18 protein-coding genes are annotated in these 20968 nt (G+C 64.1%); 14 read left to right on the forward strand and 4 right to left on the reverse strand.

The features are described 5' to 3' along the window. Positions 1-42: 42 nt before the first annotated feature. Together F0A16_RS05590 and F0A16_RS05595 are read right to left on the reverse strand one after the other, a co-directional pair. On the reverse strand, positions 43-2949 hold the full coding sequence (locus F0A16_RS05590; protein ID WP_239023722.1) for an insulinase family protein: 2907 nt from the start codon (positions 2947-2949) through the stop codon (positions 43-45). A 77-nt stretch (positions 2950-3026) separates the two neighbouring features. Further along, positions 3027-3701: an SOS response-associated peptidase gene (locus F0A16_RS05595; RefSeq protein WP_149434391.1), complete on the reverse strand. Its 675-nt coding sequence runs from the start codon at positions 3699-3701 to the stop codon at positions 3027-3029. A 287-nt stretch (positions 3702-3988) separates the two neighbouring features. Here F0A16_RS05595 and F0A16_RS05600 point away from each other — a divergent pair, with 287 nt between their 5' ends. After that, entirely contained in the window at positions 3989-4603 is a 615-nt protein-coding gene (locus F0A16_RS05600) for a TetR/AcrR family transcriptional regulator (RefSeq protein WP_149434392.1), read from the forward strand. After that, positions 4600-6501, forward strand: a complete 1902-nt coding sequence (locus F0A16_RS05605) for an MFS transporter (protein ID WP_149434393.1) — start codon at positions 4600-4602, stop codon at positions 6499-6501. The genes F0A16_RS05600 and F0A16_RS05605 overlap by 4 nt, the downstream gene beginning before the upstream one ends. Positions 6502-6687: 186 nt before the next feature. Here F0A16_RS05605 and F0A16_RS05610 read toward each other — a convergent pair whose 3' ends face one another. Both F0A16_RS05610 and F0A16_RS05615 read right to left on the reverse strand, forming a co-directional pair. Continuing rightward, entirely contained in the window at positions 6688-7971 is a 1284-nt protein-coding gene (locus tag F0A16_RS05610) for an HlyC/CorC family transporter (RefSeq protein WP_149434394.1), read from the reverse strand. Between the two features lie 99 nt (positions 7972-8070). Beyond that, the gene (locus F0A16_RS05615; protein WP_149434395.1) at positions 8071-8874 is read right to left on the reverse strand and encodes a cytochrome C assembly family protein; all 804 of its coding nucleotides are present in this window, start codon (positions 8872-8874) and stop codon (positions 8071-8073) included. Between the two features lie 299 nt (positions 8875-9173). On the opposite strand from F0A16_RS05615, the gene ffh reads away from it, so the two are divergent. The 12 genes from ffh (at position 9174) to F0A16_RS05675 (ending at position 20948) form a co-directional block, all read left to right on the forward strand. Then, positions 9174-10580, forward strand: a complete 1407-nt coding sequence (gene ffh / locus F0A16_RS05620) for a signal recognition particle protein (RefSeq protein WP_149434396.1) — start codon at positions 9174-9176, stop codon at positions 10578-10580. 136 nt (positions 10581-10716) lie between these two features. After that, positions 10717-10968 carry a 30S ribosomal protein S16 gene (gene rpsP / locus F0A16_RS05625; RefSeq protein WP_110597861.1) on the forward strand — a complete coding sequence of 84 codons (252 nt, stop codon included), beginning with the start codon at positions 10717-10719 and terminating at the stop codon, positions 10966-10968. Positions 10969-11048: 80 nt separating this feature from the next. Next, entirely contained in the window at positions 11049-11579 is a 531-nt protein-coding gene (gene rimM, locus F0A16_RS05630) for a ribosome maturation factor RimM (RefSeq protein ID WP_149434397.1), read from the forward strand. A gap of 86 nt (positions 11580-11665) precedes the next feature. Further along, positions 11666-12445, forward strand: a complete 780-nt coding sequence (trmD, locus tag F0A16_RS05635; protein ID WP_149434398.1) for a tRNA (guanosine(37)-N1)-methyltransferase TrmD — start codon at positions 11666-11668, stop codon at positions 12443-12445. 134 nt (positions 12446-12579) lie between these two features. Then, positions 12580-12936: a 50S ribosomal protein L19 gene (gene rplS / locus F0A16_RS05640; RefSeq protein WP_149434399.1), complete on the forward strand. Its 357-nt coding sequence runs from the start codon at positions 12580-12582 to the stop codon at positions 12934-12936. 131 nt (positions 12937-13067) lie between these two features. After that, entirely contained in the window at positions 13068-13955 is an 888-nt protein-coding gene (xerD, locus tag F0A16_RS05645; protein ID WP_149434400.1) for a site-specific tyrosine recombinase XerD, read from the forward strand. A 2-nt stretch (positions 13956-13957) separates the two neighbouring features. Continuing rightward, on the forward strand, positions 13958-14704 hold the full coding sequence (locus tag F0A16_RS05650) for a DsbC family protein (protein ID WP_149434401.1): 747 nt from the start codon (positions 13958-13960) through the stop codon (positions 14702-14704). Positions 14705-14882: 178 nt separating this feature from the next. Next, positions 14883-16199, forward strand: a complete 1317-nt coding sequence (locus F0A16_RS05655) for a homoserine dehydrogenase (protein WP_149434402.1) — start codon at positions 14883-14885, stop codon at positions 16197-16199. Between the two features lie 79 nt (positions 16200-16278). Then, on the forward strand, positions 16279-17667 hold the full coding sequence (thrC, locus tag F0A16_RS05660; RefSeq protein WP_149434403.1) for a threonine synthase: 1389 nt from the start codon (positions 16279-16281) through the stop codon (positions 17665-17667). A gap of 54 nt (positions 17668-17721) precedes the next feature. After that, positions 17722-18342 (forward strand): glutathione S-transferase family protein, encoded by a 621-nt coding sequence (locus tag F0A16_RS05665; RefSeq protein WP_149434404.1) that lies wholly within the window; start codon positions 17722-17724, stop codon positions 18340-18342. A gap of 7 nt (positions 18343-18349) precedes the next feature. Then, entirely contained in the window at positions 18350-20161 is a 1812-nt protein-coding gene (locus tag F0A16_RS05670) for a single-stranded-DNA-specific exonuclease RecJ (RefSeq protein ID WP_149434405.1), read from the forward strand. Between the two features lie 175 nt (positions 20162-20336). Beyond that, positions 20337-20948, forward strand: coding sequence for a YitT family protein (locus F0A16_RS05675; protein WP_149434406.1), 612 nt, complete (start codon positions 20337-20339; stop codon positions 20946-20948). The last annotated feature ends 20 nt before the right edge of the window (positions 20949-20968 follow it).

The raw sequence follows: 20968 nt of genomic DNA on the forward strand, positions 1-20968 counted from the left end.
TGGGGCGGCTTGCGTTGGTGTCGACGCCTGCCGAGCCTAACGCTACCGCTGCGTCAGCGGAACGAAGCCTTTCGTCATCGAATCGGTGTCGCTGGCCTGGTCGCCGGCGTCTGCGGTGACATCGAGCGCCGGGCTTTGGCGCAATGTCTGCCACGCGCTGCGGATGTCGGCGGCATTCAGCTTGTCGACCGCGGCGGCCAGTTGCTGGCGACGATCGAAGTCGGCCTGCGGGTAGGCCAGTGTCTGCCATAGTCGATCGGCCCGCGCCGAGAGCGACTGATCGCGTTGCAGGAGTTGCTGGCGCACGGCCTGGCGGTAGGGCGTTAGATCGTCATCGCTCAACGCGTCGATACGCTGATCGAACGTTTCCAGGAAAGCATCCATGCGCTCACCGATGGTGTCGCTTGCGACGCTCGGCGACTGCACCAGCATCATCAGGCCAGGCGCGTTCATGAAGGGTGCGTAACCGGCGCTGACGATGTAGCCGAGCTGCTCGTCGGTGCGCAGTTTGGCAAAGAATGGCGGGCCGATCAGTTGTCCGATCACGGCCAGGCTGGCCTGGCTTTGCAGCGCGAGATCGGGGCCCTGGAGATAGCGCAGCACCGCCGAGTCGTCCCGCGCCGTTGCTGGGTGCAGGCGCGGTGCTTCTGGCGGCACGTCGAGGACGGTCAGGGGGGGGATGTCGTTGGCGCGAAGTTCGGGCGCCAACGCATTGGCGACCAGCAGTCCCTCGCGCTTGGCAAGCGTCGCATCGAGATTGCCCACCGCCATGGTCTGCACATAGAGCTTGGCGAGGAATTGCTGTCGATAAGCGCGTACGTCCTGGGCGCTGATGTCGTCGATCGCTGCCAGCATGTTGGGAGTGCTGATCTGAGGGCGCATCAAAGCCTCGCCTAGCGTTCGTTGCATCTGTTGGTAGAGGGCATCCTGGGGGGCATTCTCCCAGCGGCGTTCCAGGCCCTGCTTGACCCGCTCGACGCTGGCGTCGGTGATCTCGCCCTGCCGCAACTGCTCGACGACGGTACGCATCAGGCGGTCCTGGTGATCGCGCCAGCCGGAGAAGGCCAGCGTGATACCGCGACCGTGGGCGTAGGCGGCGAACTCCTGCCCGGCCAGCGACGCCGGGTAGAAGCGCTCGTTGAGGCCGTCGTTCAGCCAGCCGGCGAGCAGCCGTGTCAGCACCGCATGGCGGGCGTCTCGGGACGCATCCGGATTCTGCAGGCTGAAGCGCCATTCGACGCGCGGGGCGCCGAAGTCGCTGTCGGCCTGATGCCAGATCTCGACACTGGGTGAGTCGACGAGGCGTTCGGGTTCGGCGCTATCGAACGGCTGCACGCTCAGGTCTTCGGCGATGTAAGGGTTGGCGTCGGGGAGCCCCAGGCCATCGAGGGGGGCGCCTTCGGGCCAGTCATCGCGTCGCGTCAGGGTATAGGGCGTCGAAAAGTAGCGGGTCGTCTCGTCACCTGAGACGTCCGGGCCGCTGTAGACCCGCAGCAGGTTGTCCGGCGTCAGCCGTTCGAGAATATCGTCGATTGCCGCCGCGTCGAACCGGTCCATACGGTAGGGCGCGTACTGCACGTCCTGGAGCGGGTAGTGTGCCAGGCTCATCGCCATGCCTCTGACGGTGTCGATCGGCTCACTACGTTGTTGGAAACGAAAGCTCTGCTCGGCCAGCTTGGCCTGTTCCCGGTAGCGCCAGTCTTCGACTCCGTGGTCGCGGATGCGCCGGATCTGATCGAACAGGCTGGCCTGGATGTCGTCGAGATGATGTTCCCCCTCCGGCGTCAGGCTGATCGAGACGTCGAACAGCGCGTGTCGACCGTCACCCGCGCGGGTGCCGGCGGACAAGGCGTCGGCCCAGCCTGCCTTGCGCAGGGCAGCCAGAAGGCTGCCCTCGCCCTCGTACCCGAGCAGGTTGGCGAGATAGTCGTCCGGCTTGTCGGCGTATTCGAGGGTGGGGTCGTCGATGGGAAAGAGAAATTCCAGCTGGCGACGCGCCTCATTGCTCTTGATGCGAATCGATGCCGGCAGGTCGTCGGCCCTCGCCAGTGGCTGATCGACCACGGGCTTTTGCAGGCCGCGATCGGGTATCGCGGCGAAACGTTGGCGGATCAGCCGCTCCATGGCATCCAGCGGCTCGGGGGCGAGCACGGTCAGATGCATGACATTGGCATCGTAATGGCGGTGGTAGAAATCGAGCAGCGCCTGGCGCAGCGGGCGTTTGTCGCTGTTGAGCGTCTCCAGGCTACCCACCGAAAAGTGATTGAGCGGGTGCTCGGGATTGAGCGCCTTGCCCAGCGCCTCGTTGATGCGGCGGGCATCGTCGTCGCGCCTGGCCTGGTATTCGGAGTTCACCGCGTGGCGTTCGCGGTCGACATAGTCGGGATTGAACTGCGGAGAGACGAAGAACTGCGAGAATCGATCGAGTGCGTCGGGAAAGGCGCCCGGATCCACGTCGAAGTAGAAGTTGGTGTCCTGGTCGGCGGTGAAGGCGTTGTGAGAACCCCCGTTCTGGGAAATGAAGCGCTGGTAGCCGTCCGGATCCGGGTAGCCCTCGGTTCCCAGGAACAGCATGTGCTCGAGGAAGTGCGCGAGACCAGGCATGTCGGACGGATCGTTGTTGCTGCCCACGGAGACGTCCATGGCCGCCGCGGCCTTGTCGGCCTCGGGGTCGCTGACCAGCAGCGCCTGCAGGCCGTTGTCGAGGGTGATGGCGCGGTACTGGCGGTCGTCATTGGGACTCTGGATGATGGGGCCCTGACTGACGGCAGCACGATCGGCCGATCCAGGGTCGGGAGCGGCGGTCGCCGTAACGGGGAGCGCCACCAGCCCCAGGGCCAGCGCCAGGCAACCGGCAAGATACCGGATGCCCAGTGCGGTACGTGTTGGCGACGTCATGCCGGTGAGCGCCGGACGATGGCGCGGGGAGTGAAGACGGGGTTCCTGCATACGGACTCTCTCGCTGATGACCGGGGGTGTGAAAATCAAACCGGGGCCCTGAAACGATGCTTGCCTCGGCGGGCCGTTCATGTCGTCCAGACGCGCATGGGGCCGGTGGGATAACCGCAGGCCCACTCCTGATGCGCGGGATCGTTCACCTGCTTTGATACCGGAAACGCGCCCAGCAGTTCCCGGTCGGCCGGACCGATGAGCCCGCGAACCGACGCTGGCGACGTATCCGGCGAGAGCCAGGCGTCGGTCTCGTCGGGGGCGATGACCGTGGGCAGGCGATCGCTCATGGGGGCGATGACTTCCGTCGTGGGCACCGTGATCAGGGCGAAAGAGTCGCGTGTCGAGCCCGTGTCCGGCGCGTAGCGACTCCAGATGCCGGCCAGCAGCAGTGGCGACCGGTCGGTATGGGTCACCAGGAAGGGCTGCTTGCCCCGTAGCCCGTTCTGCCAGACGTAAATGCCGGTCACGGGGAGCAGGCACCGGCGCTCGGCCAGCGCCTCGCGAAACATCGGTCGCTCGTCGAGCGATTCGGCACGGGCGCAGTGCGGCGCCTGATCCAGCACTTTCAGCCACGTCGGAGTGAGCCCCCAGAACGCGTCGCGCAGCACGGTGACCCCTGCCTCGTGGCGCAGGATCGACAGCCAGCGGCGCGGCGCCAGGTTGGGGCCGAGGATCGGCGGGTCGATGCCGCGAAAAGCGGGGCTTGCCGGATGACGGGTCCAATCGTCGACATGCAGTCGACCAGCCATGGTGTCTCCTCTTGGACGATCGAGTGGCGAGGGCAACAGCCTATGCCACAGCGTGCGCCGGGCCAAGGCGTTATTCACCTGCCGGGGCGAGATGGGGAAGGGCGCTCGCCTGCGGACGCCGGCGGTGTAAAACCCTCACGAAATCGTCACGTTAATCCGCTCGATGCTTGCGTTTGCGCGGTATGGCGATATGCTGGGAAACGCTGTTCGATTTTAAGTCGACAACAATATTTTCCGGCTTCCGACTCGTCGGCAGCGATTCGACACCATTCCGAGCGAGGAATTTCATGGCTCGACCGCGACAGCACGCCCCCGAGGCGCTCCATGCCCAGGTCATGGCGGCCTGCGATGCCTGGCTGAGAGACAATCCCGTGCACACGCTGTCGCTGCGCTCGCTGGCTCGCGATGTGGGCTGCGCGCCGAGTACGCTGCTCAAACTCTACGGCAGCTTCAGCAACCTGCTGCAGTACGTCAATATCGAGACCCTCGACAGGATGGGGGCGGCGGTATCCTGGCTCGAGGATGCCGATCCGGAGCCGCAGCTCAAGGCCCTGGCGACGGCATACTGGCAATTCGCCCAGCACGAGCCTCACCGCTGGCAGATGCTGTTCGAGTACCCGCTCGCGGACGAGGGTGAACTCGACGAGCGCCAGAGCCATATCATCGACGCACTGTTTCTGCGCGTCGAGAGCGCGCTCAAGGCCCATCAGCCGGCACTCGACGATGCCACTGCCCGGCGCATGGCAAGGACGCTCTGGGGCAGCGTGCATGGCCTGGTGCAGCTGGGGCTCAACGATCGCCTCGGCTATTGGCAGGGGCAGCCGATGGAAGTGGGAGAGCTGCTCGATCAGCTGTTGTCGATGACACTGAACGGCCTGCGCTACCTGTCGGACGACTCGTGAATTCGGGGTTACTGGCCCAGCGCCGCTTCGCGCCGTTCTTCTGGACCCAGGCCCTGGGCGCTTTCAACGACAACCTGTTCAAGAACGTCCTGCTGCTGCTGCTGACCTTCGTCGCCGTACCCCGGTACGGCTGGGATACGGGGCTGCTGAACAACCTGGCGGCGGGACTCTTCATCCTGCCGTTCTTCCTGTTTTCCGCCTGGGGCGGCACGCTCGCCGATCACCTCGACAAGCAGAGGCTGGTGCGTCGTCTCAAGTTGCTGGAGCTGGCGACGATGATCGCGGCTGCGGTGGCGGTCTGGTTCGAGCTGTTCGGCCTGTTGCTGGCGCTGCTGTTCATGATGGGCACGCAGTCGGCGCTGTTCGGTCCGGTCAAGTACGCCATATTGCCGCAACATCTCGCTGCCACTGAACTGGTCAAGGGTAATGCCTGGGTCAACCTGGGCACTTTCGTGTCGATTCTGCTGGGCACCTTGTTGGCAGGTGTGCTGGCTTCGCTGGAAGGCGCGCTGGGAAGAGCGGCCATTGCGACCAGTCTGGTCGCGATTGCCGTGGTCGGTGTCGTCATCAGCCTGAAGATTCCCGCGGCGCCGCCGAGCGCTACCGGCCGCGTGCGATGGCGTCCGCTCTCAGGTACCTGGCGAGTGATGCGCGACGGTCTCGCCGAGAAGAAGGTCAGGCCGGCGCTGATCGGGATCAGCTTCTTCTGGTTCCTGGGCGCCTGTTACCTGACTCAGTTGCCGGCATGGGTGAAAGACGTGATTCACGGAAGCGAGGGGGCCGTCAGCTTCTTGCTGGGTGCCTTCGCGGTCGGCGTGGGGTTGGGAGCACTGCTCTGCTCGCGGCTATCGGCAGGGCGTCTGGAGCTAGGGTTGGTGCCGATCGGGGCGCTGGTCATCGGGGTCTCCGGGATTGAGCTGGCCGCGCAGTCGAGCTTCGTCGGGGAGCAGTTGACGTTGGTCGAACTGCTGGCGATGACCGATTTCTGGCGCATGAGTACGCTGTTTGCGCTGGTGGGACTTGGCGGCGGCCTCTATAGCGTACCGCTCTACACTCTGATGCAACTGGCCAGTCGCGATGAGCGTCGGGCCCGCATGATCGCCGCCAACAATATCCTCAACGCGCTGTTCATGATTCTGTCCGCCGTGTTCGGGATCGTGGTGCTGAGCGTGATGGAACTGTCGCTCTTCGTGCTGTTCGCTTGTCTGGGATGGTCGGCACTGGTGGTAGGCGTGGCGCTGCTGATGCGGAACCCCCGGCCTGCACTACGCCTGCTGATTTTTGCCCTGATTCAAATGCTCTACCGGCTTCGGTGTCGTGGCCGGCAGCATGTACCGGCCACCGGTCCGGCGTTGGTAGTCTGCAATCACGTCAGTTTCATGGACGCACTGGTTCTCGGCGGTGCCTGCCCCCGTCCGCTGCGCTTCATGATGGATCGGCCGATCTACGAAAACCCCTGGGTCAACTGGTTCTTCCGGATCGCGGGTGCCATTCCCGTCGATTCCGACCGGCGTGATCCCGGCGGCGTGCGCCGCGCGCTGGAAGAGGTCAGTCGAGCTTTGCGCAATGGCGAGGTGGTGATGATCTTCCCGGAAGGGCGATTGACGCCGGATGGCGACGTGCACGCTTTTCGGCGAGGATTGGATCTAGTGCTGACGCGGGACCCGGTGCCGGTGGTACCGGCGGCGCTGTCGGGTCTGTGGGGGTCGTGGACATCCAACAAGGATGGCAAGGCACTGACCAAGTGGCCGCGCCGGCTGAGAGCGCGAGTGCTGCTGGTTTTCGGCGAGCCGATTCCCGCGGGGTACTCGCCGAGGCGCACCCTCGAGCGCCGGGTTCGAGGGCTCAAGCGGGCGGCGGATCAGAGCTTGTCCCGGAAGCTGGGTGGCCCGATCTAGGCTCTGCGCGAAAACTGTCTGCGCTCGGCAATACGGCGTTAAAATCGGCTGGTGCGCCAGCCCGGGTTCGTCTTCGCCGATGTTTGCCTTAGCTACGCGCCCCAGTCTGGCCTTCGCTCGCCGACTTTTCGTACAAACCCTAACCCGCGTCGGTCGCGATCGACGTCCTGTCCGCGCTTTATCGGCTCATTCGCTGCTTCGCCGCCGCACACCCTGCTGCCAGCAGCGCACCGATGTGATCAGGTTGTCCCCGATCTCGAGGATTTCCAGCCGGGTTGCACCGATCTGCAGGCAGGCCTGGGCATCGGGGAAGGATTCCAGCTCCTCCAGGATCAGCCCGTTGAGGGTCTTGGGGCCATCCGTCGGCAATTGCCAGCCGAGCGCCTTGTTGACCTCGCGAATGTTGGCCGTGCCTTCGATGATGTAGCCGCCATCCGTCTGCGGGTGAATGTCCTTGTAGGTGCCGGCGACGTCGGTGGTGAACTCGCCGACGATCTCTTCCAGGATGTCCTCCAGCGTGGCCAGCCCCTCGACATCGCCGTACTCGTCCACCACGACGCCGATGCGGCGCTTCTGCTGCTGAAAATTGAGCAGTTGCGTGTGCAGGGGCGTCGACTCCGGAATGAAGTACGGTTCCCGGGCTTCCTGAACGATTGCGGCCTTGTTGAGGTCCGGTTTGGAGAGGAAGCGCGAAGCGTTACGCAGATGCAGAATGCCGATGATGTTGTTGATGTCGCCCTTGAAGATTGGCAGGCGAGTGTGCTGGCTCTGGCGGATCTGGGCGAGCAGTGTCTCCAGGTCATCGTCCAGATCGAGACCGACGATCTCATGGCGGGGTACCATGATGTCGTTAACGGTGACGTTCTCGAGATCGAGAATCGACAGCAGCATCGCCTGGTGGCGGCTGGGGATGAGCGAGCCGGCTTCGTGGACCACACTGCGCAGCTCGTCGCGGGTCAGATTGTCGGCACCGGCATCCAGGTGACGGACGCCGATGAGTCGCAGTAGACCATTGGAGATGGCGTTGACCAGCCACACCACCGGGTAGAGCAGCCGTAGCAGTGGTGCGAGTATCAACGACGCGGGTAGTGCGATGTGGTCCGGTTTGACGGCGGCGTAGGTCTTGGGCGTGACCTCGCCGAAAATCAGTACGACGATGGTGAGAACCAGTGTGGCGATAGCCGGCCCGGAGACGTCGCCGAAGAAATGAATGGCGACGATGGTGGCAATGGAGGCGGCGAGGTTGTTGACCAGGTTGTTGCCGATGAGTATCACGCCCAGCAGGCGGTCGGGGCGCTTGAGCAGCTCGACGACGCGGCCAGCGGAGCGGGAACCGGCGTTGGCCTGATGATTCAATCGATAGCGATTGATCGACATCATGCCGGTTTCGGAGCTGGAGAAGAATGCTGACAGGCAGACCAGAACAAACAGCAGGCCCAGCATAAGGCCCAAGGGTATGTCGTCGCTCAAGGCGGAGAATTCCTCGTGGAGTTGTCAGATTGTTGTAGGGGGTTAACCGAAGCCTGTCAACGCGGCCGATGACCGCGTGGGGCACCACCCCGGCCGGAATCAGGCGTTGTAATGGAAGATGTATTCGAGCACGAACTTGGTGCCGAAGAATGCCAGCACCAGCGTCGCGGCACCGGTCAGTGTCCAGCGTACCGCCTTGGGCCCCCGCCAGCCGAGAAAGTGATGCCCTGCCAGCAGGCCGGCGAATATCAGCCACGCCAACAGCGACAGAATGGTCTTGTGGGCCAGGTGTTGGGCGAACAGGTTGTCGAGAAACACGAACCCGCTGACGATGGCTACCGTCAACAACAGCATGCCACACCAGATCAGCTCGAACAGGAGTTGCTCCATGCGGGTCAGCGGTGGCAGTACCTGGACGATGCCGCTGGTCTGACGGCGCTTCAGGGCATGGTGCTGAAAGCCGAGCAGCGCGGCCTGGACCGCGGCAATAGCCAGGAAGGAGAATGCGGCGATCGAACTCAGAATATGAAAATAGAGGCCGGGGGAGACGCCGGACTCGATCATCCGACTGGGCATGCCCACGACGCCAACGATGGTGATGGCTGCCAGCGGGAAGACGCAGACGCCGGCATTGAGCACGGGTTTGAACAGGCTGGCGATTAGCAGCAGGGCCACGACCAGCCAGCCTACCAGTGCTGCACTCTGGGTTAGTCCCAGGTGCAAGCCGTGCGGGCCGATGATGGCCAGAGCGACGATGAGGCTATGGCATACCAGAGCGATCAACCCGGCGCTGCGTACCCAGGCCGGGCGTTCGGCGACCCGGCGGGCAAGGCTCAGACTCTGCCACAACCCGGCGGCGAGATAACAGACAATAGCGACAAGGGCGAAAGGAAGCGCCGGCATCGGTGTTTTGGCCTCGTGGGCGGTTTTTCGAGCAGCCGCCATGACGATGAAAAGAGTACGAGATGCGGATGTGCCAGGGGCTTTTGCCGGTGGCAACGGACCCTGGATGATAGGCAATCGCGTTCCGCCGCTACTATACCCAATCACCGCCAACTCGCCCAGCCATCGACTTGTGGCGCCGCGCTGCATGGAGCCGAGCCGCATCCATGCGTATAATGCTGGCCACATTCCTTTCTAGCGGCGTCGCGGGCTCGAGTTCGAGCCTTGGTGGCGCCAGGCATCGCTGCCCGGAGCGTTTCATGTTCGAAAGTCTCTCCAATCGCCTGTCGCAGACGCTCAAGTCGATCACCGGCCAGGCGCGTCTGACCGAAGACAACATCAAGGACACCTTGCGTGAAGTGCGCCGTGCCTTGCTGGAAGCCGACGTTGCCTTGCCTGTGGTCAAGGACTTCGTCGATCGCGTGCGAGAGCGTGCGGTCGGACAAGAGGTCTCCAGGAGCCTGTCGCCGGGCCAGCAGTTCGTCAAGATCGTCCAGCAGGAGCTGGAGTCGATCATGGGCCAGACCAACGAAGCGCTGACGCTCAAGGGCACGCCCGCTGTCGTGCTGATGGCCGGCCTACAGGGCGCGGGCAAGACCACCTCCGTCGCCAAGCTGGCCAAGTATCTGCGTGAGCGCGAGAATAAGAAGGTGTTGGTGGTCTCCGCCGACGTTTACCGCCCGGCGGCCATCGATCAACTCGAGACGCTGGCCGGGGAAGTCGAGGTCGACTTCTTTCCGTCGACCAGCGCCCAGCAGCCGGTAGCGATCGCCGAGGCGGCGATCAAGCATGCCAAGATCCAGTTCCATGACGTGGTGATCGTCGACACCGCCGGGCGACTGGCGGTGGACCAGGCGATGATGGCGGAGATTCAGGCCCTGAATCAGGCGATTCAGCCCCAGGAGACGCTGTTCGTCGTCGACGCGATGACCGGCCAGGACGCTGCCAATACCGCCAAGGCGTTTCATGACGCGTTGCCGCTGACCGGAGTCATCCTGACCAAGGCCGACGGTGATGCGCGTGGCGGTGCGGCACTGTCGGTGCGTCATATCACCGGCAAGCCGATCAAGTTCATGGGGATGGGCGAGAAGGTCGATGCGCTCGAGCCGTTCCATCCCGACCGCGTGGCCTCGCGCATCCTCGGCATGGGCGATGTGTTGTCGCTGATCGAGGAGGCTGAGCGCAACGTCGACAAGGGCAAGGCCGATCGGCTGGCCAAGAAGGTCAAGAAGGGCCAGGGGTTCGACCTCGAGGACTTCCGCGATCAGCTTCAGCAGCTCAAGAAGATGGGCGGCATGGGCGGCCTGATGTCCAAGCTGCCGGGCATGGGGCAGATGGCGGATATGGCCCAGAACAAGGGCGCCGAGCAGGAGTTCGGCAAGCTTGAGTCACTGATTAACTCGATGACCCCGCAAGAGCGCCGCAAGCCCGAGATCATCAACGGCTCGCGCAAGCGTCGTATCGCCATGGGGGCGGGGCTGCAGGTGCCCGATCTCAATCGCCTGCTCAAGCAACACAAGCAGATGCAGAAGATGATGAAGAAAGCCGGCCAGAAAGGCGGCATGCAGAAGATGATGCGTGGCATGTCCGGCATGATGGGAGGCGGAGGCCCCGGAGGCCCCGGCGGGATGGGAGGCATGGGTGGTGGCGGTTTCCCCCGGCGCTGATTCGTCCGCCCGTAACTAAAAGGTTTCCAATACACGGTGTTTTCCGTAGAATGCTGCGTCTTCGTCTCGGGCGAGTGTCCGAGAAGACTCGATTTCGTGGCGTAACGATTAACTTAACCGAAGGATTATCAACGCAATGGTAACCATTCGTCTGGCACGTGGTGGCGCCAAGAAGCGTCCCTTCTATCACCTGACCGTCAGCGATTCTCGCGTTTCCCGCGATGGACGCTTCATCGAGCGCGTCGGCTTCTTCAATCCGGTCGCCCGCGGCCAGGAAGAGCGCCTGCGTGTCGATCTGGACCGTGTCACTCATTGGCAGTCCCAGGGTGCACAGGTCTCCGATCGCGTTGCCGAGCTGGTCAAAGAAGCTCGCAAAGCACAGGCCTGAGTTCGATCGTCATGCCGCAGGCGGCTCGCAAAACACTGTCGGGTGAACCCTTGCCGAAAGAATCCGAGCAGGACAGACCCATGCAGGGTGACGAGACGCAACATGTGGTGCTGGGTCGATTGACCAGCCCACACGGCGTGAAAGGGTGGCTCAAGGTCTACTCGTACACCAGCCCGGCCCAGGGCATCTTCGACTATCCAATGTGGATGTTGTCGATGCGGGGGCAGCGGCAGTCGCGACGTCTGCTCGAGGCGCGACCGCAGGGTAAGGGTCTGGTGGTGCGATTGGAAGGTATCGACACGCGGGAACTGGCCGAGCAGTGGGCCGGTGCCGAAGTGGCGGTGGCAAAGACGGCGCTACCCGAACTGGATAGCGGCGAATATTACTGGCATCAGTTGGAAGGCCTCGAGGTGGAGACCCGCGACGGCGTCAAGCTGGGTCGCGTCGACCACTTGTTCGAGACCGGCGCCAACGATGTGCTGGTGGTCAGGCCCTTCGAGGGGAGTCTCGACGATCGAGAGCGGCTGCTGCCGTTCTTGCCTGACGATGTCATCGTCCAGGTCGATCTGGCCGATCGCTCCATGATCGTCGATTGGGATCCCTCCTTCTGACGACTCCAGTGCTGGCACCATGTGCCGGTGCCGCTGTCCAGGTCAGCGAGGGCCAAGCGGTCGACGACGGGTAGGAGAAGCGTACCGTGTGGATTGGTGTCGTATCCCTGTTCCCGGAAATGTTCGAGGCTATTACCCGGCACGGTGTCACGGGGCGCGCCGTGGAGCGCGGCCTGCTGGAACTGGCGTTCTGGAATCCTCGGGATTACGCCACCGATAGGCATCGCACGGTCGATGACCGCCCCTACGGCGGTGGCCCCGGCATGCTGATGAAGGTCGACACCTTGCGCGGTGCATTGGCTGCGGCTCGCGTCGGTGCCGAATCCGCCGGCCGTCGGCCCAGCGTGATCTATCTGTCTCCCCAAGGACGCAGACTGGATCAGGCAGGGGCGCGGGAGCTGGCGACACGTGACGGGTTGATCGTCGTGGCGGGTCGTTACGAAGGTATCGACGAGCGCGTGGTCGAGGCCGATATCGATGAAGAGTGGTCGATCGGCGACTATGTGCTCAGCGGCGGCGAACTGCCGGCCATGGTGATGATCGATGCGCTGGCGCGTGAAGTGCCTGGGGTACTGGGCCACAGCGATTCGGCCAGCGAGGATTCGTTCGCCGATGGCCTGCTGGACTGCCCGCACTATACGCGGCCCGAGGTAATCGACGGTCACCGCGTGCCGGACGTCCTGCTTAGCGGCAATCACGAGTTGATTCGTCGCTGGCGGTTGAAGCAATCTCTCGGGCGCACCTGGCTCAGGCGCCCGGATATGCTGGAGAGCCGGACGTTGGATCGCGAACAGCGCAAGTTGCTCGACGAATTCATCGACGAACACGTCGCGGGAAGCACGTCCTCCCGCGACGGCGGTGCATGAGGCGGTAGAGTCTCGAACAGAGCGACCGTCGACATGTGTCATCCACGAGTCCGATTCCGCCCCGACCGTTCGTCGGACGGGCGCCGGGATCACGAAACGCCCTCCAGGGACGTTTCTTCAACGAGGAGCAAGACATGAGTAGCAAGAACAAGGTGATCCAGGCGCTCGAGAACGAGCAGATGAGCAAGGAAATCCCGGTGTTTGCGCCCGGCGACACCATCGTCGTCCAGGTCAAGGTCGTGGAAGGCAGCCGCGAGCGTCTCCAGGCTTTCGAAGGCGTCGTCATTGGCAAGCGTAACCGCGGCCTGAACTCCGCCTTTACCGTGCGCAAGATCTCCCATGGTGTCGGCGTCGAGCGTACCTTCCAGACTTACAGCCCGCTGGTGGCCGGTATCGAGGTCAAGCGTCGTGGTGACGTGCGCCAGGCCAAGCTTTACTACCTCCGCGAGCGCAGCGGCAAGTCCGCCCGCATCAAGGAAAAGCTGGGCTGATCCGGCCAGCGCCTCCGAGCGGAGGCGCATCCGGCAAGTCCGCAGGCAGAAACCCCGCGAGTCGTTCGGCTCGCGGGGTTTCCGCGTTATGATGGTGCTTTGGCCACGCCATTTTTCCGTCACGGAGCCGCATGAACGATCACGATCGACGCGATGCCTTCCTCGACGCGCTGTGGCTGGAGCGCGGCGCCAGCGAACACACGCTGAGTGCCTATCGCCGGGATCTGACAGCCTGGATCGGTTATCTCGAAGCGCAGGACGAACGGCTGCTCGCGCCGGGCGATAGCACGCTGGTGGCGTTCGTCGAGGCATGTCGCGAGCGCTATCATGCGCGGTCCATCGCCCGCCAGCTCTCCTGCCTGCGGCGCTTCTACCGCTGGGCCCTGGCCGAAGGGTTGATGACTCACGACCCGCTGGCGGAGATTCAGGCACCGCGAGTGCAGCCGGGGTTGCCATCGACGCTCGAGGAGCACGATGTCGATCGCCTGCTGCTAGCCCCGGATGTGAAAACCGCCCTGGGATTGCGTGATCGCGCCATGCTGGAAGTGCTCTACGCCTGTGGGTTGCGGGTGTCGGAACTGGTCGGGCTGACGCTGAACGCGGTCAATCTGCGCCAGGGGGTGGTGATGGTTCGCGGCAAGGGCGACAAGGAACGTCTGGTGCCGCTGGGCGAAGAGGCCCTGGCATGGGTCGATCGCTATCTGCGTCAGGGCCGCAACGAACTGATGCAGGACATTCGCCAGCCGCCGCTGTTTCCCGGGCGACACGACGGTTTCATGACCCGCCAGACCTTCTGGTACCGGCTCAAGCACTACGCGCAGCTTGCGGCCATCGACAAGCCGCTGTCGCCACATACGCTTCGCCACGCCTTCGCGACCCATTTATTGAATCATGGGGCCAATTTACGTGTCGTACAGTTGCTGCTGGGTCACAGTGACCTGTCGACCACGCAGATTTATACCCATGTGGCCCAGGCACGCCTGGAGGCGCTGCACGCCCAACACCATCCGAGAGGTTGAACATGAGAAGTCGTTTACTGCCCGCACTTGCCCTGGTAGGCGTGGTTCTGGCGCCGAGTGCGTTCGCCGAGCCCCCCGCTGATCTCGCCGACAAGTTGAATGCCCATGGCGGGCAGCCGTTGCCGATCGAGGCCATCGACGATTCACCGGTACCGGGGCTCTACGAGGTGCGCTTGCGCGGCGGTAACACGCTCTACTCGGACGCCGATGGCCAGTACCTGATCGTCGGCGATCTCTACGAAAACGCCGATGACGGCATGGTCAACCTGACAGAACAGGCAGCCAACCAGCGACGCAAGGCCCTGGTCGACGCCATTCCCGAAGATCAGCGTGTGGTCTACAAGCCGGCCGGGAAGGTGAAGGCCAGGCTCACCGTGTTCACCGATCCCACCTGCCCGTATTGTCACAAGCTGCATGCCGAGATGTCCCAGCTCAACGACATGGGGATCGAGGTGGACTACCTGGCCTTTCCGCGCATGGGCCCCAATTCGGACGTGGCACGGCAGCTCGCCCAGGTGTGGTGTGCCGACAATCGCTCCGAAGCGATGAGTGCTGCGTTCCGCGGAGACGAGGTAGGCGCGTCGAAAAGCTGCGATGCTCCCATCGCGTCCCAGTATCGGCTCGGCGTCGAATCTGGCATCCAGGGGACGCCCGCGATCATCTTCCCCGACGGCAAGATGGTGCCTGGCTACCTGCCGGCGAAGCGTCTGGCGGCGATGCTCGACGTGAACGCCGACGGCGACAGCTGATACGCCTGCGTGAATCCCCCCGAGTCAGCTTGACAAGGGGGGCTGGGCTTTCTACCGTGACCGCCCTTCAGGGCGCTTTGTGGATGAAATCCGTTCGGCAAAGAACAGGTGCCGTGACCGCGGTCACCGCTCCGGAGGGTGGTGCGGCCAGTACAACTGAGTAGGGGAGAGCGACATCTTGGATCCGGTGAGAGTGGGTATCTGCGGGCTGGGCACCGTGGGCGGTGGCACCTTCGACGTTCTGACACGCAACGCCGACGAGATCGCCCGTCGCGCGGGTCGTCCCATCGTCATCGAGCAGGTGGGTGCGCGTCGTGACAATCCCCATTGCGACACCTCCGGGGTCAAGGTGACGCGTGACATCTTCGAGGTCGCGCGCAATCCCGATATCGATGTGCTGGTCGAACTGATTGGCGGCTACGACGTCGCCCGCGAGCTGGTGATGACGGCGATCGAGCACGGCAAGCACGTGGTCACCGCCAACAAGGCGCTGATCGCCGTCCACGGCAACGAGATCTTCCACGCCGCCCACAAGAAGGGCGTCATCGTCGCCTTCGAAGCGGCCGTGGCCGGCGGTATCCCGGTGATCAAGTCGCTGCGCGAAGGCCTCGGAGCCAATCGCATTCAGTGGCTGGCTGGCATCATCAACGGTACCGGCAACTACATCCTGACCCACATGCGCGACGAAGGACGAGCCTTCGAGGACGTCCTCGCCGAAGCCCAGGCGCTGGGCTATGCCGAGGCCGATCCGACCTTCGACGTCGAGGGCATCGACGCCGCCCACAAGCTGACGATTCTTGCCTCCATCGCCTACGGTGTGCCGCTGCAGTTCGATCGCGCCTATACCGAGGGCATTGCGCGAATCACTGCCGAAGACGTCGAGCAGGCCGACAACCTGGGCTACACCATCAAGCATCTGGGAATCACCCGTCGTGGCGACAGCGGTGTCGAGCTGCGCGTGCACCCGACATTGATTCCGAAGGAGCGGCTGCTGGCCAACGTGCATGGAGTCAAGAACGCCATCGCCGTGATGGGCGACGCCGTGGGGCCGACCCTCTACTATGGTGCCGGCGCGGGTGCCGAGCCCACGGCCTCGGCCGTCGTTGCCGATCTGCTTGACGTGGCCCGTAATATCGCCACCGCCCACAGCTATCGGGTGCCCTACCTCGCCTTCAGCGGCGTCAACGACGAAGCCAATGCGCTGCCGATCCTGCCGATGGAAGAGATCGTCACGGCGTATTATCTGCGGTTGCTGGCGGTGGATCGCCCCGGAGTGCTGGCGCGAGTGGCGACAATCCTCGCCGAGCAGGGTATCTCGATCGAGGCGATCATCCAGAAGGAAGCCACCGAAGGTGAACTGGTGCCGATCATTCTGCTGACGCACCGGACCCGCGAGAAACACATGAACGAGGCGATCCGTCAGTTGGAATCGCTGGCCGACATCGCCGGGCCGGTGACGCGAATCCGCGTCGAGTCGCTGGACGAACAGGAATAACTTCAGTTCCGAGCCGTAAGCCGCGAGCGTGTCGTGCTCGAAGCCCGCAGCTCGAAGCTCGTCACTCACGGAGTGAAATATGCGTTATATCAGTACGCGCGGCCAGGCGCCGGCGCTGAATTTCGAGGAAGTGGTGCTGACCGGCATGGCGGTCGACGGCGGGCTCTACGTACCGGAGACGGTACCGCAACTGTCGCCTGAAGAGCTCGCCTCCATGGCCGGGCTCTCCTATGCCGAGATCGCCTTCCGGGTGATGAAGCCGTTCGTTGGCGGCGAGATTGACGACGAGACGTTCCGTGGGCTGGTGCGCGACGCCTACGCGACGTTCAGCCACGATGCGGTGGTGCCGCTGAATCAGCTCGACGCCAACCACTTCCTGCTCGAGTTGTTCCATGGTCCGACCCTGGCGTTCAAGGATGTCGCGCTGCAGCTGCTGGGGCGCATTCTCGATCACTTCCTGGCCAAGCGCGGCGAGCGTGCGGTGATCATGGGCGCCACCTCCGGCGATACCGGCTCGGCGGCGATCGAGGGCTGTCGCCACTGCGATCATTTGGATATTTTCATCCTGCATCCGCACAACCGGGTCTCCGAGGTGCAGCGACGCCAGATGACCACGGTACTGGCGGACAACGTCTTCAACATCGCCATCGAGGGCAACTTCGACGATGCCCAGGCGATGGTCAAGGCGAGCTTCGCCGATCAGGCTTTCCTCGACGGCGAGCGACTGGTGGCGGTCAACTCGATCAACTGGGCGCGGATCATGGCCCAGATCGTCTACTACGTGGCTGCCGGCGTGGCGCTGGGTGCACCGCATCGCGAGGTCAGTTTCTGCGTGCCGTCGGCCAACTTCGGCAACCTGTTTGCCGGCTACATGGCCTACCGGATGGGCCTGCCGGTCAAGCAGTTCGTCATCGCCACCAACGCCAACGACATTCTTCACCGCACGCTGGCCGACAACGACTTCTCCAAGCGTGAACTGGCGGCGACGCTGGCACCGTCGATGGATATCGTGGTGTCGTCGAATTTCGAGCGGCTGCTGTTCGACGCCTATGACCGCGACGGCGATGCCGTGCGCGACCTGCTCGAGCGCTTCCAGCGGGAGCCGGCCGTGCTGGCGGACGCGCCACTGGCCAGGCTGCGCGAGAAATTCTCGAGCTTCAGCGTCGACGACGACGCCATCCTCGCCGCGATTCGCGATGCGCATCATCGCACCAAGGAGCTGCTCGACCCGCATACCGCCACCGGCTACCGGGCAGCGGAGCGCGCACGTGCCGATGCCCTGACGCCGATGATCACGCTGGCAACGGCGCACCCGGCCAAGTTCGCCGAGGCGGTGGTCAAGGCGGGATTCTCCGGCGTGCCGCTGCCACCGCACATGGACGACCTGCTCGAGCGCGAAGAGCGCTACAGCGTACTGCCTGCCGACCTGAAAGCCGTGCAGGCGTTCGTCGCCGACAACCGGCGCTGAGCCGAGGCGCACGGCGCGAAACGCAGTCTTGGGATGGCAGAGCGAGGACAAGTCATGTTGAAGATCTGGGGACGGGCGAACTCCACCAACGTCAAGAAGGTGCTGTGGTGTGCCGCCGAGCTGGAGCTGCCCTTCGAACGGCTCGATGCGGGCGGTGCCTATGGCGTGGTCAACGAACCCGCCTACCGGGCCATGAACCCCAACGGCCTGATCCCTTGTATACAGGATGACGACCTCGTGCTTTGGGAATCCAACGCCATCGTGCGCTATCTGTGTGCCAGATATGGTCGCGACTCCCTGCATGACGAGGATCCCGCAGTGCGCGCCGGGGCCGACAAGTGGATGGACTGGACGACATCGTCACTGGCATCGCCCTTCAGGGATCTGTTCTGGAATACGGTGCGCCTGCCGGTCGAGCAGCGCGACGACAAGGCTGCCGAAAAAGGGCTTGCCGCCTGCGGCGCGCTACTCGGCATGGCAGACCGGACATTGGCCGAACGGCCTTTTTTGTCGGGGCCGGAGTGGGGGATGGGGGATATCCCGCTGGGCTGCTTCGCCTACGCCTGGTTCGAGATGGATATCGCGCGTCCCGACCTGCCGCACCTGGCAGCTTGGTACACGCGGCTGCAGTCGCGCCCGGCCTATCGCCAGCACGTCATGACCGCACTCACCTGAGTTCTCGATGCCTGTTTTCCCAACTTCGCCCGCTGCGATTCGCGACCACTCCCGTCGTCGCATTCAGCCGCGCTCCCGCGACGAAGACGTCTATCGGCGCGGACTGGCCGCCGGGCTCTCCGAGCTTCAGGCGCGGATTCTCGCCGGCCGCCTTCACGGCCACGAGGGCCCGCTCGAGGCGCTGACCGCGCCGGCGCTGCGCTACCTCAGCCATCCCGAGCAGCTTTGCGACGCTCGCCGTGGCGCCGAGCGCATCGCGCGGGCGGTGAGCGAGGGCGAACACATCGGCATTCTCACCGACTACGATGTCGACGGCATCACTTCCCACGTGGTGATGCTGCGTTCGATGATCGAGCTGTTCGGCGTGCCGGCGGCAAAGCTGCACAGCCTGATCGGGCATCGAATCAACGACGGCTACGGCATCAGCCTGCCGCTGGTCGAGCGCACCCTGGCGCTGAAGCCGCGCCCCAGCCTGGTGATCACCGCCGATTGCGGCTCATCGGACGAGCCACGGATCGCCCGGCTGCGCGAGGCCGGAATCGACGTGGTGGTGACCGATCACCATGCGCTGCCGGTGGAGGGCCCCCCGACCTCCGCCTATGCCACCATCAATCCCACGCGCCCCGATTGCGGCTATCCCGACAAGACCATTGCCGGATGCATGGTCGCCTGGCTGATGATGTCGCTGACCCGCTCGGTGCTGGTGGAGCAGGGCGTGCTGTCGGCATCGACGCCGAAGCTCTCGCCGTGGCTCTCCTACGTGGCGCTGGGTACGGTGGCCGACTGCGTCTCGCTGGGGGCGAGTGCCGCCAATCGCGCCGTGGTGACCTACGGCTTGAAGCTGATCAATCGGATGGAATCCGCCTGCTGGCGCGTCATGGCGGAGCGCCTCGGTGCCGACAGCGTACCGTTCGATGCCGAGACGCTGGCGTTCCAGATGGGGCCGCGCATCAACGCCCGCTCGCGCCTGGACGACCCCTATGCGGCACTGCACTACATGCTGGCGGTGGACGACGGCATCGCTCGCCAGCATCTTCAGGTCCTCGACGATGACAACCAGGCACGCAAGGCGCTCGAAGCGGACATGGTCGAGAGCGCCCGGGCGCTGGCCAGGCCACAGCTGGACGAGAACTGGCCGGCGCTGGTGATCCATCTGCCGGAAGGACACGCCGGCGTGCAGGGCATCGTCGCTTCCCGGCTGGTCCAGTCCTACGGGCGCCCGGCGCTGGTGCTGACGCCCGCTACCGCGCCGGACATGCTCACCGGGTCCGGGCGCTCGATCGAGGCGTTACATCTACGCGATGCGCTGCAGCGCGCGCACGAGCTCTCGCCATCGAGCCTGCCACGTTTCGGCGGGCATCGGGGGGCCGCCGGCGTGGGCGTACCGCTGGCCGAGATGGAGGCATTTCGGCGCGCGTTCCTGCAGGCGGTACGGGAACAGCTCGGCGAGCGGGAACTGTTTCCCGTCGTATGGACCGATGGTGCCCTGGCAGCCTCGCAATTGAGCCTCTCGACGCTGGACGAGCTCGAAGCGCTGGCGCCCTACGGCCGCGAGTTCGATGCTCCGCTGTTCGAAGCCGAGTTCTTCGTCGAACAACTGCGCCCGGTAGGTGCCGAGGGCAATCATCTGATGCTGGAACTCTCCTGCGACGCGGTCGTCTGCCGGGCGATCTGGTTCCGCGCGCTCAATCCCGGCGAAGCCGCGCCGATCTCGCTGGGCGATAGGGTGCGTTGCGCCTTCAAGCTGTCTCGCAATCGCTGGAAAGGACGGGAGTCGTTGCAGTTGATGGTCGAGCACGCCGAGCGCCTGCCGCCCTGACCCGCCCGGCGCCAGCCCGAGAATTCCTCTTTCGTCCCGTTTGTCCGGCCGCCTTCTTGGCATCGCGGTTCTCCACCTGGGAGAGTTGTTGGCGTTATAATTCCCTCGGCGCCACAAGCGCCGGGCCTGAATTCGGCTGCCTACCCGGCAGCAATACGACAACAAGGATTTCCCGATGGAAGCGACGCAACGTCACCGTTCCTACGAGGACGTACTGGCCATTTTACTGGGATCGTCGTGCGCGGCGTTGGGGTTGGCTCTCTATCACCATGCCCAAATTCTGATCGGCAGCACCGCGGGGCTGGCGTTGTTGGTGACTTATCTCACTGGCTGGAGTTTCGGGCTCGTCTTCTTCGTCATCAATCTACCGTTCTATTGGTTGGCCTGGCGACGTATCGGCCACCATTTCACGTTCAAGACCTTTGGTGCGGTGGCGTTGCTGTCATGGATATCCTGGATGCTGCCGGACTGGCTGCAGATTGGAGCGGTCGATCCGCTGTTCGCAGCGCTGGCAGGGGGCAGCCTGATCGGCCTGGGCGTTCTGTTCCTGTTCCGCCACCGAGGCAGCCTCGGCGGTTTCAACATTCTTGCGGTCTACCTGCAGGATCGTTACGGCTGGCCGGCGGGCAAGGTGCAGATGGGCCTGGACGGCTTGATCATGCTGGCCGCGTTCTTCGTGCTGCCGGTGACCAACGTGCTCTATTCGATCGTCGGTACCGTGGTGCTGGGGGCGATTCTCACCATCAACCACCGCCCGGGGCTCTACACCGGCGTCAGCCAGAGTTGAAGGGCCAGGTGCGAAGGCGG

Origin of the sequence: Salinicola corii, from assembly GCF_008298015.1 — a bacterium.
Taxonomy (GTDB): Bacteria; Pseudomonadota; Gammaproteobacteria; order Pseudomonadales; family Halomonadaceae; genus Salinicola; species Salinicola corii.